The organism is Kumtagia ephedrae (assembly GCF_003012745.1).
Lineage (GTDB): Bacteria > Pseudomonadota > Alphaproteobacteria > Rhizobiales > Rhizobiaceae > Kumtagia > Kumtagia ephedrae.
The window spans coordinates 26,728-50,882 of record NZ_PXYK01000018.1 but is presented as its reverse complement, the minus strand read 5'-3'; the positions used below and the strand labels follow the sequence as shown (position 1 = coordinate 50,882).

Here is a 24,155-nt window from a genome sequence, read left to right as displayed (position 1 = left end):
CGGCATGAGCGACACGGCCGATGTCCGGGGTATCCTCGCGCAGTACCGCGCCTCGATCGACAACATCGATGCGGCGCTGATCCACATGCTGGCCGAACGCTTCCGCTGCACCCAGGCGGTCGGCGTGCTTAAGGCCGCTCACGGCCTGCCGCCCGCCGATCCGGCGCGCGAGGCCCAGCAGATCGAGCGGTTGCGCCGGCTCGCCCAGGAGGCGCAGCTCGATCCCGATTTCGCGGAAAAGTTCCTGAACTTCGTCATCAGGGAAGTGATCCGCCACCACGAACAGATCGCCGCCGGCAACGGCGCGACTGCACCCGGCGCTGAGGGCGCCTCCACCAACGGCTGACCTCAGCCACCGAACCAGAGCTCAGGAGTAAAGAAATGGCACTGAAGATCCGACTGGCCCGCGCGGGCTCCAAGAAGCGTCCCTACTACCACATCGTCGTCGCCGACGTGCGCAGCCCGCGCGACGGCCGCTTCATCGAGGCGATCGGCGCCTGGAACCCGACGCTGGCCAAGGACGCCGAGCGCGTGAAGCTCGACGCCGACCGCGTCCAGCATTGGCTCGGCAACGGCGCGCTGCCGACCGACCGCGTCGCCCGCTTCCTCGACCAGGCGGGTCTCGCCAAGCGCGAGGCCCGCGCCAACCCGACCAAGGCGCTGCCGGGCAAGAAGGCGCAGGCCCGCCTCGACGCCATCAAGAAGGCGCAGGACGAGGCCGCCGCGGCGATCGCCGCCGCCACCGCCGCTCCGGCAGAGGAAGCCGCCGCGTCCTGATCCGGCTCCCTCCGCGATCGAACAGCGAACGGCGGGCATTGGCCCGCCGTTCGTGTTTTGAGAGGCTGGCAAGGGCCGGGGACAGTTTACTTTTTTCGGCCCGCGCGAGGCCTGAACCGCAGCGGCCTTTCCGCCGAAAGAAAGTAAACTGTCCCCTGCGGTTCCCTTCTGCCCGCGTCGACCTCGCCCCACGAATTTCGGCTCATTGGCTGGGCTACCCAGCGCTAAGCCTCCTCACGGCGCCTCAGGCGCATCGAGAAACGGCGTGATGATTTGCGCCGAGTCCTTAGGGAATTCCCAGATCATGTTGTGGCCGGCGCCGGCGAACACCTCGAAGCGCGCGTCGGGATAGGCCTTCTCCAGCTTCTCCTGGTGGGTGAGGTCGAACAGCGGGTCCTTCTCGCCCCACAGCACCAGTATGGGCGCCTTGACGATCGGCGCGGCGAAGGTCAGGTCGCCGACGATGGTGCCCCACAGCACGCCGTTCCAGACATGCAGCGGCATGGCGGCGCTCTCGGTGCGCTCGCGCCTCAGAAAATCCTCGTCGACGGGATTGGGGTTGGAATACCAGTCCAGCATGAACTGGCTGTTCGGGTCGATGGGCGCCTTGAGCAGGGTGATGTTGTCCCACAGCCAGGAGCCTGGCCCGCCGCCGATCTGCGTGGTGGAGGAGACGAGCACCAGCTTGCCCACCTTGTCCGGATGCTGGGCGGCGAGCAGCTGGCCCGTCAGCGAGCCGAGCGAATGGCCGATCACGTCGGCCCTGGCAATGCCGAGCGCGTCGAGGAACAGCGACGCGTCGTCGGCGAGATCCGTATAGGCGTAGCAACAGGCCGGCGCGTCCGACTTGCCGTGGCCGCGCAGGTCGATGGCGAGCAGCCGGCGATCCTTCAGGAACGGCGCGATCAGCGACCAGGCGCGGCTGTTGTCGCTGTAGCCGTGGATCAGCAGCGTCGGCTTGCCGTCCGTGTCTCCCGACTCGACATAGGCGAGCGTCAGGCCGTTGGCGAGTTTCACGCTTTTCTTGGCATCCGCCCACTCCGCCTGCGTCGGCACCGGGATCTGCTCCGCCCGCGCCGCCGACGCGACCAGCGGCGCCGCGACTGCCAGCGCGGCCATCAGGTGCAGAAGCTGTCGGCGCATGGATGATCCTCCTTCATGTGAAGCAATGGACGCCGCAGCGCGGCCCCCGATGCGAAGTCTTCCAGAATGGTCCGGCGCCGTCGAGCCCATGGCTTCCGTCGCCAACGAAAAACGGCGCCCGCGGGCGCCGTTCCGGATCGAGGCCGCGGTGCGAGGATCAGTCGTCGTCGCCGAAGGCCGCCTTGTGGACGATGCCGGCGATCGCCGCGCCGACGATCGGCGCCACCCAGAACAGCCAGAGCTGCGACAGCGCCGCGCCGCCGACGAAAAGCGCCGGGCCGGTCGAGCGGGCCGGGTTGACCGAGGTGTTGGTCACCGGGATCGAGATCAGGTGGATCAAGGTCAGCGCCAGGCCGATGGCGATCGGCGCAAAACCCGCCGGCACGCGGCCGTGGGTGGCGCCGAGAATGATGATCAGGAACATGAAGGTCAGCACCACCTCGATGACCAGCGCCGAGAGCAGGTTGAACTTGCCCGGCGACTGCTCACCATAGCCGTTGGTGGCAAAGCCGCCGATACCGGCGAAGTCGGCCTTGCCGCTGACGATCAGGTAGAGCACCGCCGATGCCACGATGGCGCCGACCACCTGCGCGACGATGTAGGGCAAGAGGTCCTTGGCCTCGAAACGGCCGGCGGTGAACAGGCCGATCGAGACGGCGGGGTTGAAGTGCCCGCCCGAGATGCCGCCGACCGCATAAGCCATGGTCAGCACGGTCAGACCGAACGCAAACGCAACTCCGACAAAGCCGATCCCGAGCTCGGGAAAGGCGGCGGCGAGCACGGCGCTGCCGCAGCCGCCGAATACAAGCCAGAACGTACCGAGAAATTCAGCGAACAGTCGCTTCGACATGGCAAACAATCCCTCCTTGAATGCGACTCACATTCTACCCTCGCTTGCATTCGAACAACAGCGGCTGCGTCGATCGGAGGGGTTGACATAGGGAGGATTCGGTTGCGCCACCGGACGGAGTCAAATTCCGATTCTGGATCAGCGGGATAGCTCCGCGAAGGCGTCTCCGGGCGAACGGAACAAACCCTGAATCACCCGAAGTCAGCGATTCGTCGCCGATTCGTTCGGGACTCGTTCCGCCGATTCTTTCCGCTCGGGTTGCGGACGTCACTCCGCCGGTGGCCAATCGGAGAGCAAGGTGATGCCGAATCTTGGCGCAGCCTCGCGCAGCCGCTCGATCTCCGCAGGGGTCGGCGGTCCGACGACTTCGTCCGGCCGACGCTCGTGGCCGGCCTCCTCGAGAAATCGGTCGAACAGCGCGGGGGTGCCGATCAGGATGTATCTGCAGGGCTTGCCGCTCGTGTTCATGAGCTGGTGCGCCAAGCCGCGCGGCAGGAAGATGCTCTCGCCCGCAGCCAGGCGCTGCGGCTGGCCGTCGACCACCGCCTTCAGCTCGCCTTCGATGATGTAGACCGTCTCGTCGTCCTTGGCGTGGACATGGATCGGCGTCTTCGTGTTTCCGTCGCTTCTGTTCTCGAAGAGGCAAAACTGCCCTGCGGTCTGCTGTCCGCAGAGCAGGCGCTTCATGACCACGCCTGCAAGGACGAATTCCGTGCTGTCGGTATGGCTCATCGTCGTTTCCTTCTCATGAATCGTGCAGCCGAAGGCCGGCGGGATCCCTTTCGGCGGCACTGGCATGGACATGCCCGACCTGCCGACCGATGCCTCATGTCGGTCGGGGGCTTTCACTTGGAACGCCTGGAGCACGGGCCGGTTCGGATCCGGAGCGGAAATTCGAGCCCAAACACGACCGATTTGCGCTTTCGTTTGCGCCGGGAAGTGCCTATTTGTCTCGGACGAGGTCTTGACCGAACCTCCGCGACAAGCGGCTCCACGCCGCCAAGCCGAAAGGCCGATTTCCGAGCCGATGAACTTTTCCCAGATCAAGACCGAGCCGCTGATCCTGTCGGGACGGGACGTGACGGCGGTGCTCGGGCCCACGAATACCGGCAAGACCCACCTCGCCATCGAACGCATGGTCGCCCACGAGAGCGGCGTCATCGGCCTGCCGCTCAGGCTGCTGGCGCGCGAGGTCTACCAGCGGGTGAGCGACAAGGTCGGCGCCGCCAAGGTGGCGCTGATCACCGGCGAGGAGAAGATCGTTCCGGCCGGCGCGCGCTACTCCGTCTGCACCGTCGAGGCGATGCCGCGCCACACCGACGCCGCCTTCGTCGCCATCGACGAGATCCAGCTCGCCGGCGATCTCGAGCGCGGCCACATCTTCACCGACCGCATCCTGCATTTGCGCGGGCGGCAGGAGACGCTGCTGCTCGGAGCGGCCACCATGCGCGGCATCCTGGAAAGGCTGCTGCGCGGCATTTCGGTGGTGACGCGGCCGCGCCTGTCGCATCTCGCCTATGCCGGCTCCAAGAAGCTGACGCGGCTGCCCCGCCGCTCGGCCATCGTCGCCTTCTCGGCCGACGAGGTCTATGCCATCGCCGAGCTGATCCGCCGCCAGCGCGGCGCCGCCGCCGTCGTGCTCGGGGCGCTTTCGCCACGTACCAGAAATGCCCAGGTGGCGCTCTACCAGTCCGGCGACGTCGACTTTCTGGTGGCCACCGACGCCATCGGCATGGGACTCAACCTCGACGTCGACCACGTCGCCTTCGCGCAGAACCGCAAGTTCGACGGTTTTCAGTACCGGCCGCTGACGGCTGCCGAACTCGGCCAGATCGCCGGCCGCGCCGGACGGCACCTGCGCGACGGCACCTTCGGCGTCACCGGCCAGGTCGACCCGCTCGACGACGAGCTGGTGGAGAAGATCGAGGGCCATGACTTCGAGCCCGTGAAGGTGTTGCAATGGCGCACCGCGCAGTTCGACTTGTCGAGCGTCGACACGCTGCGCCGCTCGATCGAGACGCCGGCGCCGGTGGAGGGCCTGACGCGGGCGCTGCCCGCCACCGACGCGCAGGCGCTGGAGCGGCTCGCCGGCGATCCCGACATCCGCCGCCTCGCCACCGGGCGCGAGCGGGTGGCGCTGCTGTGGGACGTCTGCTCGCTTCCCGACTATCGCAGGATCGCGCCGGCGCAGCATTCCGATCTGGTGAGCTCTCTCTTCCTCGATCTCGCCCGGCACGGCCATGTCGACGAAAGCTACATGGCCGAGCAGGTGCGGCGCGCCGATTCCACCGAGGGCGACATCGACACGCTGTCCGGCCGCATCGCCCAGATCCGCACCTGGACCTATGTGTCGAACCGTCCTGGCTGGTTGGCCGATGCGCGCCACTGGCAGGAAAAAACGCGCGAGATCGAGGACAGATTGTCGGATGCGCTGCATGAGCGGTTGACGAAACGCTTCGTAGACCGCAGGACTTCCGTCCTCATGCGGCGCCTCAGAGAAAATACGATGCTTGAAGCCGAGATAGACCCGTCCGGAACCGTCAATGTCGAAGGCCACCATGTCGGCGACCTGCAGGGCTTCCGCTTCACCGCCGACCAGGCCGCCGAGGGCGAGGACGGCAAGGCGGTGCGCGCCGCCGCGCAGAAGGCGCTCGCTGCCGAGTTCGAGGCGCGCGCCGAACGTTTTTCCGCCTCCGGCAACCACGACATCGCGCTCGCTTCCGACGGCATCCTGCGCTGGATCGGCGCGCCCATCGGCACGCTGGCGGCAACCGACGACGCGCTGCGGCCGCGCGTCATCCTACTCGCCGACGAGCAGCTGACCGGCCCGGCGCGCGATAAGGTCGCGCAGCGCGCCGAGCGCTTCGTCGGATACCAGATCGAGACGCTGCTGAAGCCGCTTTTCGACCTGCGCCAGGCCGACCAGCTGACCGGCATCGCCCGCGGCATCGCCTTCCGCCTGGTCGAGCAGTTCGGGCTGATCAACCGCCGCGACATCGCCGACGAGGTCAAGTCGCTCGACCAGGAGAGCCGCGCGGCGCTGCGCCGGCTGGGGGTGCGCTTCGGCGCCTACCACATCTTCGTGCCGGCGCTGGTCAAGCCGGCGCCCGCCAGCCTCGTCACGCTGCTGTGGGCGCTGAAGAACGACGGCAAGGACAAGCCCGGCTTCGGCGACATCGTGCACATGCTGGCCGCCGGCCGCACCTCGGTGCTGGTCAACGCCGCCTTCGACCGCGCCTTCTACGGCCTCGCCGGCTTCCGCATGCTCGGGCGCCGCGCCGTGCGCGTCGACATTCTCGAGCGGCTGGCCGACCTGATCCGCCCGGCGCTGGCTTGGCGACCGGGGGCCGGCGGCACCCGCCCGGACGGTGCCTATGACGGCAACGCCTTCATGGTGACGCCGGCGATGATGTCGATCCTCGGCGCTACCGGCGAGGACATCGAGGACATACTGAAGGGGCTCGGCTATCGCGCCGAGCCGAAACCCGCCGCGGACGTCAAGGCGCGGCTGGACGCGCTGGACGTTGCCGCGCGCGAGGCGGCCGCCAAGGCTGCCGCGGAACGGGCGGCGGCGCAGGAAGCCGCTGCGGCGGCGGCCGCGGCCGGCCCGGCGGATGGTGAAGCTGCCGCTTCCGAGGCTTCCGCCGCGGTATCCGCGCAGGCCGAGGCCTCCGAACCCGCTTCCGCCGACGAGCCGGTCGTGGCGGCAACGGATGCCGAAGCGACCGACGGTGCGAAAGCCGCGACGGCGAGCCGGAGCGACGGTGAAGCCGCGGTCTCCGACGATGCCGTTGCCGAGTCCGCAGGGCAGGAGGCCGAAGCCTCCGAGCCCGCTCCCGCGGACGAGATCGATACGGCGAAGGATGCCGAAGCCGGTTCGGATACGGTCGAAGCAGCGGCGGAAGTCGACGCAAACGTTGTCGACGACGACGCGCGCGCTGCCGAGCCGGTTTCCGTGGACGCCGAACGGGCCGACGACGACGCGACGCCGCAAGCCGACGCGGCCGAGGACGGGGAAGCCGCGCCTGCTCCGTCCGAGGCCCTTGCGGCTTCCGACACGTCCGACCTGCCGGCCGGTACCGATGAAGTCGTCGCGTCCGCGGATGGCGGCGCGGAGATAGTGTCCGAGGCGGCGTCCGATGCCGCGGTCGAAACGCCCGCCGAGGAGCCGAAGCCGATCCTGCTGTGGCGGCCGGCGCGCTTCGAGCAGCGTCCGCGCCATCGTCATGGCGATCGCAATCGCCAGCAGCAGGGGCAGCAGCAGCGGGATGGCCAGCGCGACGGGCGCGGCCAGCGCGGCGATCGTCCCGTGAACGGCGCCGCGGCAGCCGGCGAGCGGCAGGGCGGCAAGTTCGACCGCAACCGCTTCAAGGGCGGAGGCAAGCCCGACGGCAATCGTCCGGACCAGGGCAAGCGGCACGGCGACCGGCCGGATCACCGGCGCAAGGACGGCGGCGGCAAGCCGGCGTTCCAGGGCAAGCCGCGCGAGGAGAGGGCGCCGCGGTTCGACCCGGATTCGCCCTTCGCCAAGCTCGCCGCGTTGCGTGACCAGCTGAAGAAGTAGATGGCCGAGGCCCGGCAGCGCGTCGACAAATGGCTGTTCTTCGCGCGCGTCGTCAAATCCCGCTCCCTCGCTGCCAAGCTGGCGCAGGCCGGCCGTGTCAGGATCAACGGCGAGAAGACCGATCAGGCGGCCGACACGGTACGGCCGGGCGACACGCTGACCATCACGCTGGAGCGCCGCATCCTCGTCTACCGCGTGCTGGCGCCGGGCACGCGGCGTGGGCCGGCGGAGGAGGCACGGCTGCTCTACGAGGATTTGTCGCCGCCGCCCACCGACAATCGGAATGCTCTCCCGGACGCGGTGCCCCCCGTCCGCGCACTGGGCAGCGGACGGCCCACCAAGAGAGAACGGCGGCAGACCGACAGGCTGCGCGAAAGTTGAGGGACGGACTTCGAAGGAGATCGCGTGCCGGGAAATCTCTTTCCCGCCTGCGGCTTCCCGGCGCAATGCCGACCCTTGCCAGCGTGCGGCAAAGCAACTAGGTCACAACCGAGACCACGAACGGCAAGATCGCCGGAGCAGACCATGACCTATGTCGTCACCGACAACTGCATCAAGTGCAAGTACATGGACTGCATCGAAGTGTGTCCGGTCGACTGCTTCTACGAAGGCGAGAACATGCTCGTCATCCATCCCGACGAGTGCATCGACTGCGGCGTCTGCGAGCCCGAATGCCCGGCCGACGCAATCAAGCCCGACACCGAGCCGGGCCTGGAGAAGTGGCTGGAGCTCAATACCGAATACGCTTCCAAATGGCCGAACATCACGGCCAAGAAGGATCCTCCGGGCGACGCCAAGGAGTTCGACGGCGTCGAAGACAAGCTCGAGAAGTATTTTTCGGCGGAGCCCGGCACGGGCGACTGATGCCGCCGCCGACGGCGAGGCGCATGGCCTCGCCATCACTGGATTGCAGCCGATGCGTTCGAAAGTCGCGATCAAGGTCGTCGGATGCCACGCCGAAGGCGAGATCGGCGACGTGATCGTCGGCGGCGTCCTGCCGCCCGCCGGCAAGACGATGATGGACAGGATGATCGCCATGGAGCGCGATCACGACCACATCCGGCGGATGCTGATCTGCGAGCCGCGCGGCAGCGTCGCCCGGCACGTCAACCTGCTGGTGCCGCCGACGCGCGACGACTGCGTGGCCGGCGCGATCATCATGGAGCCGACCGAATACGTTCCGATGTCGGGATCGAACACGATCTGCGTCGCCACCGTGCTGCTGGAAACCGGCATGGTGCCGATGCAGGAGCCCGAGACGCGTTTCAATCTCGACATGCCGGGCGGCGTGATCGCGGTGCGGGCCGAATGCCGCGACGGCAAATGCGTGTCTGTAACCTTCCGCAACGCCCCGGCATTCGCCGAACGTCTCGATGCGCGGCTGGAGGTCGAGGGCGTCGGCACGATCACGGTCGACGTTTCTTATGGCGGCATGTTCTATGCCATCGCCGATGCCGAGGCGCTGGGCTTTTCGGTGACCCCCGACGAGGCCCGTGATCTCGGCCTGTTGGGCGAGAAGATCCGGCTCGCGGCGCGCGACCAGTTCGACGTCGTCCACCCGCGCTTCGAGCATGTGCGGGGCGTATCGATCGTGCAGTTCGCCATGCCTTTCCAGGGACCGGGCAAGGTGACGCGCAACACCTGCATCGTCTCGCCCGGCCGCTCCGACCGCAGTCCGACCGGCACCGGGACTTCTGCGAGGATGGCCGTCCTGCAGGCGCGCGGCCTGATGCGCGAAGGCGACCTCCTGATCCATGAATCCATCATCGGCTCGCGCTTCACGGGACGCATCCATGCGCTCACCGAGATCGAAGGGCGCAAGGCTATCGTTCCGGAGATCAGCGGCCGCGCCTGGATTACCGGCGAGCACACCTATTATCTCGATCCCACCGATCCTTATCCGCAGGGCTACGTGCTTTCCGACACGTGGGGCGTGGGAACCTCGACGAAGCAGTAGCCGACGCATGGCCATCGAACGCGCCGCGCGAAGCTGCTAAAAAAGTACTGCTCTCTTGTCGGCGGAAAGTTCGGTGCGGCACCGAAGCTTGTCGAACTATATCGCTGCCTCGATTGAGCCGCCGTCTTGGCATGATCACCTCGGGATCGCGGTGCAGAGCCTGTTTGATTGCCCCTCGGATCGCGGCTTCGGGCGCGTGTGTAATGCCCGATATGCAGCAAATTCTTGATTCTTGCCCATTTTTGTGCTATCCCGAAAAAACATGCCGCAGACACATCGTCGTTTAATGGCGAAGAGCCCTTTTCACTGAAAGGTGGAACCTCCGTTCCGGACCAAGGCGACTTGGGCCCGCGTTGACCGTTTTGCGGTTGGCCGGGGTCGGCTTTCCGGAAAGGCTTTTGTGCTGTCTTTGGCGGCTCTCGTTCGGCGAAAGGCCGATCCCCTCGCTGGCCGGCGTGGAACGCCGACGGTGCAACAGGAGTTCAGGGCGTAATGGCAACTATGCAGGCACAGAAGAAGTCCCCGGTCCGTCATGGGTTCAAGAGCGGGGAGTTCATAGTCTATCCGGCCCACGGCGTCGGTCAGATCGTATCGATCGACGAGCAGGAAGTGGCCGGGCACAAGCTCGAACTCTTCGTTATCGATTTCGCCAAGGACAAGATGCGTCTCAAGGTTCCGGTGGCGAAGGCCACTGCGATCGGCATGCGCAAGCTGTCCGAGACCGACTATGTCGACCGCGCGCTCAAGGTGCTGCAGGGCCGCGCCCGCGTCAAGCGCACCATGTGGTCGCGCCGCGCCCAGGAATATGACCAGAAGATCAACTCGGGCGACCTCATCTCGATTTCCGAGGTGGTCCGCGATCTCTATCGCGCCGAGAACCAGCCGGAGCAGTCCTATTCGGAGCGTCAGCTCTACGAGGCGGCGCTGGACCGCATGGCGCGCGAGATCGCCGCGGTCAACCGGGTCTCCGAGACCGAGGCCGTCCGCATGATCGAGGCGAACCTCGCCAAGGGCCCGAAGCGCGGCGCCAAGGCCGACAACGAGGAAGCCGAGCAGGAAGAGGCGGCGTAAAGCCCGTCTTTCCTGTCCAATCTCTACAAAAACCCGGCCTCGCGCCGGGTTTTTTTGTTCGCTTTCACCGATTTTTCGGTCGGTTTCTTCGAATTTTTCCGTGGTTTCACCCGAATTTTCGGGCCGCATCCAGCGCCAGGCCCAGCCCGACGCTGCCGAACATGTCGCCGTGCACCACGCGTGCGCGGGGAAACATGTCGAGGACACGTTCGCGCACGAGCGGGATCGCCGTCGAGCCGCCGGTGAGGAACAGCGTGTCGATCCGCTCGGCCGGGACGCCCGCGTCGCGCAGCGTTGCGGAGATCGTCGCGGCGACGCGCTCCAGCGCCGTATCGATGGCCGCGGCGAGGTCGCCGGCCGCCACGGGCAGGCTCAGCTTCTCCTCCAGCATGTCGAGCACGATGGCTGCCTCCGGCCGGTCGGTCAGCGCGATCTTGGCCGCCTCGACCCGCGCCGCCAGCGCGTGACCCTGGCGATGGCGCACGACGTCGATCATGCGCTCGACCAGTTCCGGCCTTGCCGCCTCGTAGCGGATCTGGCGCAGGTCGCTCATGGCCTTCTGCGTGTAGAGCAGGTTGATGCGCTGCCAGGTGGCGAGGTCGAAGAAATAGCCGGCCGGCAGGTTGCGCTTGCCGTCCCTGGTCGGCGTGCCGAAGCCGAAATGCGGCATGACGGCGGCCATGGACAGCAGCCGGTCGAAATCGGTGCCGCCGATATGCACGCCGGCATTGGCGAGGATGTCGTCGCGGCGGTCGGCAGCTCGCGCCCGCTCCGGCGAAACCCGCACGATGGAGAAGTCGGACGTGCCGCCGCCCATGTCGACGATCAGGGCGAGTTCCTCGCGCTCCACGCTCTGCTCGTAGTCGAGCGCGGCGGCGATCGGCTCGAACTGGAAGGCGATGGCGCGGAAGCCGCGGCTGCGCGCCGCCTTCTCCAGCTCGGCCTCGGCCTCGGCATCCGCCTTCGGATCGTCGTCGACGAAATGCACGGGGCGGCCGAGCACGATGTCGTCCACTGGCCCGCCGGCCTCTTCCTCCAGCCGGTGCTTCAGGTAGCCGACGAAGCCGCCGATGATGTCGGAGAAGGCGATGGAATGCGTCTTGATGCGGGTCTTCTCGCGGATCAGCGAGGTGCCGAGCACGCTCTTCAGGGCACGCAACAGCCGCCCTTCCGAGTTCGCCGTATAATCCTCGATGGCGCGGCGGCCGAAATATGTGCGGTCGTCCTCGAAATTGAAGAAGACGGCGCTGGGGATGGTGACGTGCGCGTCCTCAAGCGTCACCAGGCGCGGCTTGCCTCGGTCGAGGAAACCCGCCGTGGAATTGGACGTGCCGAAATCGATGCCGCCGTGTCTCGGCTTCATGGCCAATGCCTCGAGGTTCGTGATGCGCCGGCTGGGCGGGAGCGGAGCCGCTACACCAGCCGGACGCCGCTGTCGACCCTGCAGATGATGGGCAAGCGCTAAGAGTTACCCCCACCCCTAACCCCTCCCCTCAAGGGGGAGGGGGACTTTGCGGCCGCCATGCAGCACGAAACCATGGACGATTGGCGCCTGGCTGAGAGGCCCGCCAGTCCCCTCCCCCTTGAGGGGAGGGGTTAGGGGTGGGGGTAAGTTCGATCGGCCGCCCCTCGTAGAGGGTGGGGGGGGTAATTTCCAAGCAAATGACCCCGCACGGCGCGCCGTGTCGCGGTGACAGTGCGGGCGAAGGCCGCTATTAGGAAGGCATGGGGACCATGAGGGCCATTCTGAGGGACAGGCTGCTGCGCGGCGCGCTGGCGGCGTTCTTCGGCTATTTCCTGGTCCTGCAGGCCTTCGTCGGCGGCTTCTCGTCCGGGGCGATGGCGGCTGCCTTCGACGATGCCGGCATGGTCATCTGCGCGCCCTCGGGCGAGATGCCGCCGGATGACGGCGACAGGTCGCACGACCGGAACCCCTGCCCCTGCGCCATCTCCTGCCAGGCCGCCGGCCTGGGCGGCCTTCCGGTCCGGGACGCCGCGTCGATCCTGCTGCGGCGCCAGCCGGAGCGCATCGCCTTCACAGTCTCGACCGACAAGCCCGTGCCTGCCTGGCCGGGCGACCTCGTCCTTGGGGCCCGCGCGCCACCGCCTTCCGTTCACTGACGACCGAAGCCTGCCGCGAGCCGTTCCGCCTTCCCGTCCGGGAGCGGGAGTGCGCTTCGACATCCGACTTCCGTTTGGTGAATTTCCATGACCGACATTTCCCTCGACCGGGCGACAGGCCCGGCGGCCGCGCGCGCGGCCACCGACTTTTACCGGGCCGTCTGGCGCTGGCATTTCTATGCCGGCCTGCTGGTGCTGCCCTTCCTGATCACGCTCGCCGTCACCGGCGCGCTCTATCTGTTCCGCGACGAGATCGACGCGATCGTCCATGGCGACCTCAAGCGCGTGGCGGTCCAGACCGAGCGGGTCGCGCCGTCCGCGATGGTCGCCGCGGCAACCGCCGCGGTCCCCGGCACCGCCGTGAAGCTGACGACGCCCGGCACGCCGGCTTCGTCGGCCGAGATCAGCGTGAGGACTGCCGCCGGCGACAGGCAGACCGTCTATGTCGATCCCTATACCGGCACGGTGCTCGGCTCGCTGCCGCATGAAGGCACGATCATGTGGCTGGTGCGCTCGCTGCACAGCCTCGACTTCTTAGGCAACGCCGGTCGCGTCGTCATCGAGACCGCCGGCGGCTGGTCCATCCTCCTGGTCGGCACCGGCATCTATCTCTGGTGGCCGCGCAAGGGCCGCGGCGGCGCCGTCAGCATCCGCGGCAAGCCGCGGCAGCGCATGTTCTGGCGGGACCTGCACGCGGTGACCGGCATCTTCGTCGGCGGTTTCATCGTCTTCCTGGCCGTCACCGGAATGCCGTGGTCAGTCTTCTGGGGCGCCACCGTGAACCAATGGGCCAATGGCAGCAATTCCGGCTACCCCTCCGGGGTGTTCGTCAACGTCCCGGTGTCGGACGAGCATCTCGGCCATCTCGGCGAGACCGGGTGGTCGATGCAGCAGGCGGCGGTTCCGCAATCGCCGAGCCAGGGAGCGGCCCCGATGGGGATCGACCGCGCCGTTGCGATCTTCGACGGGCTCGGCATGGCGGCAGGCTATGCGGTGAACATCCCGAGCAAGTCCGACGGCGTCTACACCGCCTCCATCTTTCCCGACGACCTCGCGCAGCAGCGGACCGTCCACCTCGACCAATATTCGGGGGCGACGCTTCTCGACATACCCTTCGCCAGCTACGGACCGGCCGCCAAGGCGATCGAATGGGGGATCAACGTGCATCTCGGTCAGCAATACGGGCTGGCGAACCAGTTGATCCTGCTGGCGGCGTGCATGGCGATGGTCGCGCTCGCGGTCGCGGCCGCCGTCATGTGGTGGAAGCGGCGGCCGGCGGGCAGCCTGGGCGTTCCGCCCTTGCCCGACGAGCGCCGCAAGCTTGCCGGCGTCGCCGCCATACTCGCGGTCGGAGGTGCCGTCTATCCGCTCGTCGGCGCCTCGCTGCTGGCGGTGCTGGCGCTCGACTGGCTGGTGGTGCAGCGCATGTCGGCGGCCAGATAGCGTCGCCGGCCGGGCCGGATCGACGGATCGACCGGGTTCGATCCGTCGGTCTCCGGCGCCGCGACCAAAGGGAGACGATGTTCCAGCTTGCTGTGGACATGCTCCCTTGATTCTGCTAACAGACGCCGCAATTCGCGGTGTCCGCACCGTGGAGGCATATGGCTATGAGCCTATGTCTCGTTGACCCCGATAACCGAAAGACAGGATTGCCCGTGCAGGTACTCGTCCGCGACAACAATGTTGATCAGGCGCTTCGCGCGCTCAAGAAGAAAATGCAGCGCGAAGGCATCTTCCGCGAGATGAAGATGCGCGGACATTACGAGAAGCCCTCCGAGAAGCGCGCCCGCGAGAAGGCCGAGGCCGTACGCCGCGCCCGCAAGCTCGCCCGCAAGCGCGCGCAGCGCGAGGGTCTGCTGCCGTCGACGCCGCGTCCGGCGCCGACCGGTCCGGGTGCACCCCGTCCGGCGCGCTGACCGCCCATATTTCGTCTTTTTCGGGAACTAGCGGGAGGTGGGGCGATGACAATCGCTGCCGCCTCTTTCGCTTTGCGCAAGCAGGTTCGGCCAGGTCGTCCTGCTGTGCAGGCTGCTGAACGGGGAACCGCAGGAATGGAAGCACGCGCCGGCCATCGCTCGACAACCGCTCGCGGCTTCGCCGCGATGGCCGTCCTGGCGTCAGTGCTCGCCGTCGCCGGATGCGAGACCGGCCCGTCGGGCGAGCTCACCAGCGTCGACGTCGCGCAGGGCTCCAGCCAGAACATCTCGTCGCTGAGCGCGGTCATCCAGCGCAACCCGAGCGATCCCGAAGCCTACAACGTGCGCGGCTCGGCCTATGGCCGCGGCGGCCGCTACCGCGAGGCGCTGCGCGACTTCGACAAGGCGATCGAACTGCGCCCGAACTTCTACCAGGCCTATTCAAACCGGGCGCTGATCCACCGCTTCCTCGGCGACCAGCAGGCGGCGCTGGCCGACTACAACCGGTCGATCCAGATCAACGCCAATTACGACGCCGCCTATATCGGCCGCGGCAATCTCTACCGCCGGGCCGGGCAGAACCAGCAGGCCTTCAACGATTTCCAGAAGGCGATCCAGCTCGACACGACCGACCCGCGCGCCTACCACAACCGCGGCCTGCTCTACCAGGCGCAGGGCCAGCACGCCTTCGCCATCGAGGATTTCTCGACCGCCATCTCGCTGGCGCCCGACGCCGCCGAGCCGTACAACGGCCGCGGCCTCTCCTATCTTGCCACCAACGACGAGGACAACGCCTTCGCCGACTTCAACACGGCGATCAAGCTGGACGGCAAGATCGCCGAGAGCTGGGCCAACCAGGCGCTGGTCTATGAGCGGCGCGGCGAGAAGCAGAAGGCGGCAAAATCCTACGCCGAGGCAGCCAGGCTCGATCCGGAATACGCGCCGGCCCGCGAGGGCCTGGCCCGGACCCGCGCCGGCTGATCGCCGCCTCGGTTCAGCGACGGCTTGCGGGCCGCTGGCAAGGCAATCGCATGTGAGGGTACCCCCACCCCTAACCCCTCCCCACAAGGGGGAGGGGGACCGGCAGGCGTCTCCGCCAGGCGCCGATCGATGACGATTTCGCTCGGCATAGCGGCCGCGAAGTCCCCCTCCCCCTTGTGGGGAGGGGTTAGGGGTGGGGGTGTGAAGCCGCGAAATCCATCGCCGTTTGCCATATGCGATTGCCCTGCGCACGGAGTGGGGAGAGAGGTGGCGTGCGACGCGAGCCGGTGAGGGGGCTTGGCAAGGTCGGAGTTCACGACCTTGAGCAGCAACAGGGCAAGCGATCCGACCTTAAGGCCGATCTCCCTTGCGATCCGCATGGCCGAGATCGCGCTCGGGATCGATCACGTCGCGCACGAGCTGCTTCAGCTTGGCGGCATCGGGAAAGCCGCCGTCGCGCTTGCGGTCCCAGACGAGATGGCCATCGCAGGTGACGGTGAAGACGCCGCCGGTTCCGGGGACCAGCACCACCTCGCGCAGATCGGCGCCGAAGGTCGACAGCAGCTCCTGCGCCATCCAGCCGGCACGCAGCAGCCACTGGCACTGCGTGCAATAGGTGATGCGGACAGAGGGCAAGCTTGTCATGTCCGCAGCACCGATGTTCCCGCGATGCGGTCGTAGACGGGGTCGCGTTTGCGAACGAGCGAAACGACGATCCATACGATCCAGCCGAGCCCGATCAGGAAAAAAATGATCAGGCCGGGAACGAAATAAGGACTCTGGAAGAAAGGTTCGAGTTCGGCGGCGCTGAAGAAGCTCATCATTACAATCGACGCGATCAAACCGGGTGCCAAACCGATCCACATTGCGATCTGCCGCAGAAGTGCTTTGCCCGCCGGAATGCCACTGCGGTCGGGATACGCTGCCTCGACCACTCTGATGGCCGCAACACGCTTGCCAACCGTTCTTCCGAAACGGGTCTCCATCACTACGAGATAGGCGAGAAGCAATAGCAAGGCGATCCATGTGACGTCAAAAACATCGCCACTGGGCTGGCCGCTGGCATCCAGCGCATACGTCTGCGAGATGCTGGTGGTGACGCTGCCGTTTTGCGTCGTCTTGCTGACGACCAAGGCGCGGCCGGTCTCGAATCCCAGCAAGGACGAACGGCATTCGGCTGCCCCGTTGAACCCCTCCGGCGGCGCAGGCTCCAACCCGGCTGGAATCTCGGTAAGGGGCCAACAGGATGTGACGGTCAACCCGAAATTGCCCTGAATGCTGCCGTTGGTGTTCGCGTACAAGATCGCGACGACCAATTGCAGCGGGATCAGCACGACCGCCATGTCGATGATCAGAGCCAGAACCCGGCGCCAGAATCCGGCACGAGCCAACCCATGCGTCACGCTTTCGCTCGCCATCTCATCCCCCCGGCCAAGAGAACAGATGCTGATCGAACGTCGACAGGATTTCAATCGAATTTAGAAGGCGTTCCCCGGCGAAATCACGCCGCGCTCAGCTTGGCCAGCGTCGCCTCGTCGACCTCGAAATTGGCGTAGACGTTCTGCACGTCGTCGTCGTCCTCGAGATTGGCGACGAGCTTCATCAGCGACTGCGCACGCTCCTCGTCGACCGGCACATTGGTCTGCGGCTTCCAGACGATCTTGACGCTGTCGGCCTCGCCGAGCGCGGTCTCGAGCGCCTTCGACACCTCGCCGACATTCTCGAACGCGCACTGGATGACGTGGCCGTCCTCGTCGGAGACGACGTCGTCGGCGCCGGCATCGATGGCGGCTTCCATCACCTTGTCGGCGTCGCCGGCTTCGGGCTTGTAAAAAATCTCGCCGACGCGGTCCCACAGGAACGATACCGAGCCGGTCTCGCCGAGCGCCCCGCCGGCCTTGGTGAAGGCGGCGCGCACGTTGGAGGCGGTGCGGTTGCGGTTATCGGTCAGCGCCTCGACGATCAGCGCGATGCCGCCCGGGCCGTAGCCCTCGTAGCGGACCTCGTCATAGTTCTCGGCGTCGCCGCCGGCAGCCTTGTTGATCGCCCGCTGGATGTTGTCCTTGGGCATGGATTCGGCCTTGGCGTTCTGCACGGCGAGCCGCAGCCGCGGGTTCATTGCGGGGTCGGGGACGCCGAGCTTGGCGGCCACGGTGATCTCGCGCGCCAGCTTGGAAAAAACCTTGGACTTGGCCGCGTCCTGGCGGCCCTTGCGGTGCATGATGTTCTTGAACTGTGAATGACCGGCCATGACGTCCCTGTCTTCGAAATCGGCGATTTCCGGAATGGCGGGCTTATAGATAAGTTGCCGTCAAACGTCCAGAAGGGGCGCGCCGGACGGCAGGGGAAGGCGCGCGGCTGGCGAGAGCTGGAGACCCGGGCCATTAGCCGCGACACCTGCGCGAATGCGGGTTAGCGGACGGGCAAGAACGTCGGCGGGGCGCGGGTCACCGCGCCACGTACTTACTTATAGAGGCTCGGCCCCGCGCCCCGCTTCCCGCGCTTTTCTTTCAATGACCAGACTGCGAAGCAGGGCGTGGCGAAGATGACGTGTGCTCAGGGGACAGTTTACTTTGTTTCCGCAGAAGGTAGTGCCGCTTCAAGGCTGGCGCGGGCAGAAAAAGTATACTGTCCCCGGCTCTTGACCTTCCGCCGCCCTCACCCCAGCCCTTTCACAAATTCCAGCAGATCGGCGCCGAGTTGGTCCTTGTGCGTGTCGGTGATGCCGTGCGGGGCGCCGGGATAGACCTTCAGCTCCGCATGCGGCACCAGCTTTTTGGAGGCGCGCGCCGCCGCGTCGATCGGCACGATCTGGTCGTCGTCGCCGTGGATGAGCAGCGTCGGGATGTCGAACTTCTTCAGATCCTCGGTGAAGTCGGTCGCCGAGAACGCGGCGATCGAATCGTAGGTGTTCTTGTGGCCTCCGAGCATGCCCTGCAGCCAGAAGGCATCGATCATGCCCTGCGAAGCCGTGGCACCCGGCCGGTTGAAGCCGAAGAACGGCCCCGAGGCGAGATCCTTGTAGAGCTGCGAGCGATCCTTCAGCGAGCCGGCGCGTATACCGTCGAACACCTCGATCGGCAGGCCGCCTGGATTGGCAGCGGTCTTCAGCATCAGCGGCGGCACCGCCGAGATCAGGCCGATGCCGGCGAGCCGCGACGTGCCGTGGCGGCCGACATAACGCGTCACCTCGCCGCCGCCGGTGGAGAAGCCGAACAGCACCGCGCCCTTCAGGTCGAGCTTGTCGATCACCGCCGCCAGGTCGTCGGCATAGTGGTCCATGTCGTTGCCGTCCCAGGGCTGGCTGGAGCGGCCGTGGCCGCGCCGGTCATGGCCGATGGCGCGAAAACCGTTGGCGGCCAGATGGAACATCTGCGCCTCCCAGCTGTCGGAGCACAGCGGCCAGCCATGGCTGAACACCACCGGACGTCCCTTCCCCCAGTCCTTGTAATAAATCTCGACTCCGTCCTTTGTCGTCACATACGGCATGGTGAATCCCCTCTGGCTGATCTGAATGGGAGAAGGCTGGAAAAGCGAAACTCGGCGGCAAGCATGTCTTGGCGATGACAGAACCAGAATTGTTGCCGTCGGTCTTCTTCGCAATTGGTAGCAAAAACCGGCTGCGGCGCCAGCTGGATTCTGCTTCCCGTTGCGGCCGCGTCGCGGGAATGCTGTAGTGCGGCAGATGAGGGGACCGAGATCATGATCTACCTGCTTGCACTCGTCATCGGCATCGTCGCCGGGCTGCGCGTCATGACTGCTCCTGCGGCCGTGAGCTGGGGCGCGGCGCTGGGCTGGCTGCCGCTCTCCGAGACCTGGGCCGCCTTCATGGGCTACCGCTTCACGCCATGGATCCTGAGCATCCTGGCGCTGGTCGAATTCGTCGGCGACCAGCTGCCTTCGACACCGAGCCGCAAGGTGCCGCAGCAGTTCGGCGCCCGCATCGTCAGCGGCGCCTTCTGCGGCGCGGTCGTCGGCACGGCGGGCGGCGCGCTGGCCGGCGGCCTGATCGCCGGCGCGGTCGGCGCGGTCATCGGCACGCTCGGCGGCTACGAGGCGCGCAAGCGGCTGGTCGCGGCGATCGGCGGCAACGACCGGCCGATCGCCATAGCGGAGGACGTCGTGGCGGTGGTGCTCGGCCTCGCCGCGGTGGCTGCGGTCGCATGAGCGCCGCCTACGACGCCATCGTCGTCGGTGCCGGCCAGGCCGGCCCGCCGCTGGCGGTGCGGCTGGCGAATGCAGGCCAGCGCGTTGCCCTGATCGAGCGGAAATTCCTCGGCGGCACCTGCGTCAACACCGGCTGCAAGCCGACAAAGACCATGGTCGCCAGCGCCTATGCCGCCCGGATGGCGCAACGCGCCGCCGACTACGGCGTGGTGCTCGGCGGTGCCGTCGGCATGGACATGCGGCGGGTCAAGGCGCGCAAGGACAAGGTGACGCTGGATTCGCGCAAAAGCCTGCGCGACTGGCTGGACGGGGCGAAAAACGTCACCTTCGTGGAAGGTCATGCGCGCTTCCGTTCGCCGACCGAGATAGAGGTCGACGGCAAGGTTCTGTCGGCCGGGAAGACATTTCTCAATGTCGGCGGCCGCGCCGTCGTGCCTGACCTGCCGGGTGTCACCGACATAAACTACCTCACCAACAGCTCTATCCTCGAGCTCGACGAGCTGCCCCGCCATCTCGTCGTGGTCGGCGGCAGCTATATCGGGCTGGAATTCGCACAGATGTTCCGCCGCTTCGGCAGCGAGGTCACCGTCGTCGAGAAGGGCCCGCGGCTCGCCGCCAGGGAGGACGAGGATGTGTCGGAGGCGATCCGCGACATTCTTGCCAGGGAAGGTATCGCCTTCCGCCTGAAGGCGGAGTGCATCCGCTTCCGGCGTCAGGGTAGCGACATCGCCGTCGGCGTCGACTGCACCGATGGCAGCCCGGAGGTCGTGGGCAGCCATGTCCTGCTGGCGATCGGGCGCCGCCCTAACACCGACGATCTCGGGCTGGACGCGGCGGGCGTCGAGACCGACCAGCGCGGTTACGTCAAGGTCGACGACGAACTGCGCACCAATGTCGGGCATATCTGGGCGATGGGCGACTGCAACGGCCGCGGCGCCTTCACCCATACCGCCTACAACGACTACGAGATCGTCGCCGCCAACCTGCTCGACGGCGACCGCCGCCGCCTGAGCGACCGCTTCCCCTGCTATGCGCTCTACACCGACCCGCCGCTCGGCCGCGTCGGCATGACCGAGACGGAAGCGCGCAAGTCCGGCAAAAACTGCCTGATCGCCACCATCGCCATGACCCGGGTCGGCCGCGCCGTCGAGCGCGGCGAGACGGAGGGTTTCATGAAATTGCTGGTCGACGCCGACAGCCGCAGGATTCTCGGCGCCTCGATCCTGGGCGCCAGCGGCGACGAGGTGGTGCACGGCATCCTCGACCTGATGTATGCCGGTGCCAAGGTCGACACCATCGTCCGCTCAGTGCCCATCCATCCGACGGTCTCCGAGTTCCTGCCGACGGTGTTCGGCAGCCTGAAGCCGCTGACGTGACAGGCCGATGCCGGCGCTCGTGCGGGACCTGACCAGCGGCACGGCCTACGAGCTCGGCGAGGCCTCGCTGATCGGCCGCGGCGAAGGCGCGTCCGTGCGGCTTTCCGACGCCAGCGTGTCGCGCCAGCACGCCTCCATCCGCCACGAGCAGGCGGGTTTCTGGATCGTCGATCTCGGCAGCGCCAACGGCACCTTCGTTAACGGCATGGCGGTTGCCGCGGCCCGCGTCCTGCGGCATGGCGACCGCATCCGCCTCGGCAACGCCATGCTCGCCTTCGAAGAGGAAAGCGGAACCTCCGCGGCGGCGGGTCTGCCGCCGGAGGAGCGGACCCAGATCTCGCGCCTGAGCCCGGAGCCGCCGAAGGGCGAGCCGGTCACGATCCTGGTCGCCGACCTGAAAGGCTTCACGGCGATCTGCGCCCTGCTGACGGCGGAAGAGACGGCCGCGCTGCTGAGCGAATGGTATGCCGATTGCGACGCGATCCTGAAGCGCCACGGCGCCACCATCGACAAGTTCATCGGCGACGGCGTCTTCGCCTACTGGCACGGCACCGGATCCGAGACGCGGAAACAGGCCTTGCTCGCCGCGGTGGGGCTTCGGGCGGTCGAAGCGGCGCCCGCCTCTCCGACCCGCCTCCGGCTCAAATCCCGGCATGGTGTCGCCCTTGATTGCCGCGTCGGCCTGCATGTCGGCCAGGCCGCCATCGGGGCGATGGGCAAGGGCATCAACACCGCGCTCGGCGATGCCGTCAACATCGCCTTCCGCATCGAGGGCCTGACCCGGGCGCTGGAGCGCCCCGTCCTGGTCAGCGCCGCCTTCATCGAAGGCTGGCCCGACGCGGATCGTCGGTTCGAGCCTTGCGGCTTCCATGTGGTGAAAGGTCAGACCGAGCCGGTCGAGGTGTTTGCGCCAGCCGGGTTATGACCAGCACCGGCGCCGCTGGCCGGCTCACCCTCCCCTGCCGTTTGCGGAGAGACGGTCCGAACTGCCGCTCACGTCGTCGTGTGACTGAGAACGACCGTCAGCGAGATGGCGGCCAGCGCCGCGACTGCCAGCTTCCAGAAGTCGCGCCGCTGCCGCAGGCCGGGCAGGCCGAGCGGCTTGATGATCTGGATCACCATCAACGCGATGATGACAAGCGACAGCGCTTTCGACATGCCGTCATTGAGCAGGAGCGGGCGGCGCTGTCAAAGGACATTCGATGCCTCGGTCGATTGCGGCATTGCGCCGCTTGCGCCCATAGTCAAATGGACGATCGGACGGCGCGGCGGCTAAGGTCCGCGCCCGAGGAGCCGGATCGGGAGGAGAAGCGATGGCGTCGCGCTATCACGAGGTCTATGCGGCGTGGAAGGCCGATCCCGAGGGATTCTGGGCCGAGGCTGCGCGCGCGATCGACTGGGTAAAGCCCTGGGACAAGGTGTTCGACCCGGCCACAGGTGTCTACGGGCGCTGGTTCGTGGGCGCCGAATGCAACACCTGTTTCAACGCGCTCGACCGCCACGTCGCCGGCGGCCGCGCCGACCAGGTGGCGCTGATCCATGACAGCGCCATCACCGGCACGATCCGCAAATTCACCTATGCCGAGGTGAAGCGCGAGGTGGTGGCGCTCGCCTCGGTGCTCAAGAACCAGGGCGTCGGCAAGGGCGACCGCGTCATCATCTACATGCCGATGGTGCCGGAAGCGGCTTTCGCCATGCTGGCCTGCGCCAGGCTAGGGGCGGTGCATTCCGTCGTGTTCGGCGGCTTCGCCGCGCGCGAGCTCGCCACACGCATCGACGACGCCGCGCCTAAGGTGATCGTCTCGGCCTCCTGCGGACTGGAGCCCGGCCGCGTCGTCGCCTACAAGCCGCTGCTCGACGGCGCCATCGAGATGGCGCGCCACAAGCCGCGGCGCTGCATCATCCTGCAGCGCGAGCAGCAGCGCTGTGAACTGATCGAAGGCCGCGATCTCGACTATGCCGACCAGGTGGCGCGCGAGCGCGCGGCCGGCGCCAATGTCGACTGCGTGCCGGTGGCCGCCACCGACCCGCTCTACGTGCTCTACACGTCCGGGACCACCGGCCAGCCGAAGGGCGTGGTGCGCGACAATGGCGGCCACATGGTCGCGCTGAAATGGACCATGCAGAACGAGTTCGGGGTGGAGCCGGGGGAAGTGTTCTGGGCGGCCTCCGACGTCGGCTGGGTGGTGGGGCACTCCTATATCGTCTACGCGCCGCTGCTGCACGGCTGCACCACGGTGCTGTTCGAAGGCAAGCCGGTCGGCACGCCCGACGCCGGCACCTACTGGCGGGTGATCGCCGAGCATGGCGTCGCCGCGCTGTTCACCGCGCCGACCGCCTTCCGCGCGATCAAGGGCCAGGACCCGCAGGGCGCGTTGGTGTCGAAATACGACTTGTCCGGGTTCCGCACGCTGTTCCTCGCCGGCGAGCGCGCCGACCCGCCGACGCTGGAATGGGCGGAGGACAAGCTCAAGGTGCCGGTGATCGACCACTGGTGGCAGACCGAGACCGGCCACCCGATCACCCAGAACCCGGTCGGCCTCGGCATGCTGCCGGTCAAGTACGGCTCGCCGGGCGTGCCGATGCCGGGCTTCGACGTGCGGGTGCTTGACGATGCGGGCCACCCGGTGCCGACCGGAACGCTGGGCAATGTCGTGCTGAAACTGCCGCTGCCGCCCGGCTGCCTGCCGACGCTGTGGAACGCCGACCAGCGCTTTCGCGACGCCTATCTGGCGGAGTTCCCGGGCCACTACAAGACGGCGGATGCCGGGCTCGTCGACGAGGACGGCTATCTCTTCATCATGGCGCGTACCGACGACATCATCAACGTCGCCGGGCACCGGCTGTCGACGGGCGGCATGGAGGAGGTGCTGGCCGAGCATGCCGACGTCGCCGAATGCGCGGTGATCGGCATGGCCGATGCCATGAAGGGTCAGGTGCCGTGCGGCTTCGTGGTGCTGAACGCCGGCGTGGCGCGAGACCCGGCGGAGATCGAGCGCGAGATCGTGGCCCTGGTGCGTGAGCGTATCGGCGCGGTGGCGGCGCTGAGGCTCGTGCTGGTGATCAAGCGGCTGCCGAAGACGCGGTCGGGAAAGATCCTGCGCGCCACCATGCAGAAGATCGCCGACAGCGAACCGTGGACGATGCCGGCGACCATCGACGACCCAGCCATTCTCGACGAGATCGCCGCCGCGCTGGCAAGCCGCGGCGTTGGGAGGGCACAGGCGTAGCG

Annotated in this window: 24 protein-coding genes; 15 read left to right on the top strand and 9 right to left on the bottom strand. The window is 67.1% G+C overall.

All coding sequences use genetic code 11. From position 1 onward, the window contains the following. Positions 1 to 4 precede the first annotated feature (4 nt). Positions 5 to 346, top strand: a complete 342-nt coding sequence (locus tag C7I84_RS18370) for a chorismate mutase (protein ID WP_106773673.1) — start codon at positions 5 to 7, stop codon at positions 344 to 346. Positions 347 to 381: 35 nt separating this feature from the next. Beyond that, positions 382 to 777 (top strand): 30S ribosomal protein S16, encoded by a 396-nt coding sequence (rpsP, locus tag C7I84_RS18365; RefSeq protein WP_106773672.1) that lies wholly within the window; start codon positions 382 to 384, stop codon positions 775 to 777. A 234-nt stretch (positions 778 to 1,011) separates the two neighbouring features. Here rpsP and C7I84_RS18360 read toward each other — a convergent pair whose 3' ends face one another. From C7I84_RS18360 to C7I84_RS30630, 3 genes are all read right to left on the bottom strand, one after another. Then, positions 1,012 to 1,920, bottom strand: a complete 909-nt coding sequence (locus tag C7I84_RS18360) for an alpha/beta fold hydrolase (protein ID WP_106773671.1) — start codon at positions 1,918 to 1,920, stop codon at positions 1,012 to 1,014. 157 nt (positions 1,921 to 2,077) lie between these two features. Then, a complete protein-coding gene (aqpZ, locus tag C7I84_RS18355; protein WP_106773670.1) occupies positions 2,078 to 2,770 on the bottom strand; it encodes an aquaporin Z in 693 nt (230 codons plus the stop codon). Positions 2,771 to 3,037: 267 nt separating this feature from the next. After that, complete coding sequence (locus C7I84_RS30630) at positions 3,038 to 3,817, bottom strand: cupin domain-containing protein (RefSeq protein WP_245428491.1); 780 nt, start codon at positions 3,815 to 3,817, stop codon at positions 3,038 to 3,040. On the opposite strand from C7I84_RS30630, the gene C7I84_RS18345 reads away from it, so the two are divergent. The 5 genes from C7I84_RS18345 (at position 3,798) to C7I84_RS18325 (ending at position 10,362) form a co-directional block, all read left to right on the top strand. After that, complete coding sequence (locus tag C7I84_RS18345; protein WP_106773669.1) at positions 3,798 to 7,334, top strand: helicase-related protein; 3,537 nt, start codon at positions 3,798 to 3,800, stop codon at positions 7,332 to 7,334. The two genes, C7I84_RS30630 and C7I84_RS18345, sit on opposite strands and share 20 nt — an antisense overlap. Continuing rightward, positions 7,335 to 7,715: an RNA-binding S4 domain-containing protein gene (locus tag C7I84_RS18340; protein WP_106773668.1), complete on the top strand. Its 381-nt coding sequence runs from the start codon at positions 7,335 to 7,337 to the stop codon at positions 7,713 to 7,715. 144 nt (positions 7,716 to 7,859) lie between these two features. Continuing rightward, on the top strand, positions 7,860 to 8,198 hold the full coding sequence (fdxA, locus tag C7I84_RS18335; RefSeq protein ID WP_106773667.1) for a ferredoxin FdxA: 339 nt from the start codon (positions 7,860 to 7,862) through the stop codon (positions 8,196 to 8,198). 52 nt (positions 8,199 to 8,250) lie between these two features. Continuing rightward, entirely contained in the window at positions 8,251 to 9,291 is a 1,041-nt protein-coding gene (locus C7I84_RS18330; RefSeq protein WP_106773666.1) for a proline racemase family protein, read from the top strand. A 492-nt stretch (positions 9,292 to 9,783) separates the two neighbouring features. Continuing rightward, complete coding sequence (locus C7I84_RS18325) at positions 9,784 to 10,362, top strand: CarD family transcriptional regulator (RefSeq protein ID WP_106773665.1); 579 nt, start codon at positions 9,784 to 9,786, stop codon at positions 10,360 to 10,362. 106 nt (positions 10,363 to 10,468) lie between these two features. On the opposite strand, the gene C7I84_RS18320 is transcribed toward C7I84_RS18325, so the two are convergent. Then, complete coding sequence (locus C7I84_RS18320; protein ID WP_106773664.1) at positions 10,469 to 11,725, bottom strand: Hsp70 family protein; 1,257 nt, start codon at positions 11,723 to 11,725, stop codon at positions 10,469 to 10,471. Between the two features lie 371 nt (positions 11,726 to 12,096). Here C7I84_RS18320 and C7I84_RS18315 point away from each other — a divergent pair, with 371 nt between their 5' ends. From C7I84_RS18315 to C7I84_RS18300, 4 genes are all read left to right on the top strand, one after another. Next, positions 12,097 to 12,483 carry a hypothetical protein gene (locus C7I84_RS18315; protein ID WP_106773663.1) on the top strand — a complete coding sequence of 129 codons (387 nt, stop codon included), beginning with the start codon at positions 12,097 to 12,099 and terminating at the stop codon, positions 12,481 to 12,483. Between the two features lie 87 nt (positions 12,484 to 12,570). After that, on the top strand, positions 12,571 to 13,926 hold the full coding sequence (locus C7I84_RS18310; RefSeq protein WP_106773662.1) for a PepSY-associated TM helix domain-containing protein: 1,356 nt from the start codon (positions 12,571 to 12,573) through the stop codon (positions 13,924 to 13,926). 212 nt (positions 13,927 to 14,138) lie between these two features. Further along, complete coding sequence (rpsU, locus tag C7I84_RS18305) at positions 14,139 to 14,399, top strand: 30S ribosomal protein S21 (RefSeq protein WP_106773757.1); 261 nt, start codon at positions 14,139 to 14,141, stop codon at positions 14,397 to 14,399. 135 nt (positions 14,400 to 14,534) lie between these two features. Further along, positions 14,535 to 15,380 carry a tetratricopeptide repeat protein gene (locus C7I84_RS18300; protein WP_106773661.1) on the top strand — a complete coding sequence of 282 codons (846 nt, stop codon included), beginning with the start codon at positions 14,535 to 14,537 and terminating at the stop codon, positions 15,378 to 15,380. A gap of 351 nt (positions 15,381 to 15,731) precedes the next feature. Here C7I84_RS18300 and C7I84_RS18295 read toward each other — a convergent pair whose 3' ends face one another. The 4 genes from C7I84_RS18295 to C7I84_RS18280 form a co-directional block, all read right to left on the bottom strand. Beyond that, a complete protein-coding gene (locus C7I84_RS18295) occupies positions 15,732 to 16,025 on the bottom strand; it encodes an Rdx family protein (protein WP_106773660.1) in 294 nt (97 codons plus the stop codon). Next, the gene (locus tag C7I84_RS18290) at positions 16,022 to 16,798 is read right to left on the bottom strand and encodes an RDD family protein (protein ID WP_106773659.1); all 777 of its coding nucleotides are present in this window, start codon (positions 16,796 to 16,798) and stop codon (positions 16,022 to 16,024) included. The genes C7I84_RS18295 and C7I84_RS18290 overlap by 4 nt, the downstream gene beginning before the upstream one ends. 83 nt (positions 16,799 to 16,881) lie before the next feature. Continuing rightward, a complete protein-coding gene (locus tag C7I84_RS18285; RefSeq protein ID WP_106773658.1) occupies positions 16,882 to 17,631 on the bottom strand; it encodes a YebC/PmpR family DNA-binding transcriptional regulator in 750 nt (249 codons plus the stop codon). A 407-nt stretch (positions 17,632 to 18,038) separates the two neighbouring features. Beyond that, complete coding sequence (locus C7I84_RS18280; RefSeq protein ID WP_106773657.1) at positions 18,039 to 18,869, bottom strand: alpha/beta fold hydrolase; 831 nt, start codon at positions 18,867 to 18,869, stop codon at positions 18,039 to 18,041. Between the two features lie 213 nt (positions 18,870 to 19,082). Between C7I84_RS18280 and C7I84_RS18275 the strand changes: the two genes are divergently transcribed. From C7I84_RS18275 to C7I84_RS18265, 3 genes are read left to right on the top strand one after another with little or no spacing between them, the layout of a single operon-like run. Next, positions 19,083 to 19,547 carry a DUF4126 family protein gene (locus C7I84_RS18275; protein WP_106773656.1) on the top strand — a complete coding sequence of 155 codons (465 nt, stop codon included), beginning with the start codon at positions 19,083 to 19,085 and terminating at the stop codon, positions 19,545 to 19,547. Then, positions 19,544 to 20,923, top strand: coding sequence for an FAD-containing oxidoreductase (locus tag C7I84_RS18270; RefSeq protein ID WP_106773655.1), 1,380 nt, complete (start codon positions 19,544 to 19,546; stop codon positions 20,921 to 20,923). Before C7I84_RS18275 ends, C7I84_RS18270 begins: the two co-directional genes overlap by 4 nt. 7 nt (positions 20,924 to 20,930) lie before the next feature. After that, positions 20,931 to 21,848, top strand: coding sequence for an adenylate/guanylate cyclase domain-containing protein (locus C7I84_RS18265; RefSeq protein ID WP_106773654.1), 918 nt, complete (start codon positions 20,931 to 20,933; stop codon positions 21,846 to 21,848). Positions 21,849 to 21,916: 68 nt separating this feature from the next. Here the strand turns inward: C7I84_RS18265 and C7I84_RS30080 are convergent, their stop codons facing one another. Further along, on the bottom strand, positions 21,917 to 22,081 hold the full coding sequence (locus C7I84_RS30080) for a hypothetical protein (protein WP_165816124.1): 165 nt from the start codon (positions 22,079 to 22,081) through the stop codon (positions 21,917 to 21,919). 155 nt (positions 22,082 to 22,236) lie between these two features. Between C7I84_RS30080 and C7I84_RS18260 the strand changes: the two genes are divergently transcribed. Then, positions 22,237 to 24,153 carry a propionyl-CoA synthetase gene (locus tag C7I84_RS18260; protein WP_106773653.1) on the top strand — a complete coding sequence of 639 codons (1,917 nt, stop codon included), beginning with the start codon at positions 22,237 to 22,239 and terminating at the stop codon, positions 24,151 to 24,153. Positions 24,154 to 24,155 lie beyond the last annotated feature (2 nt).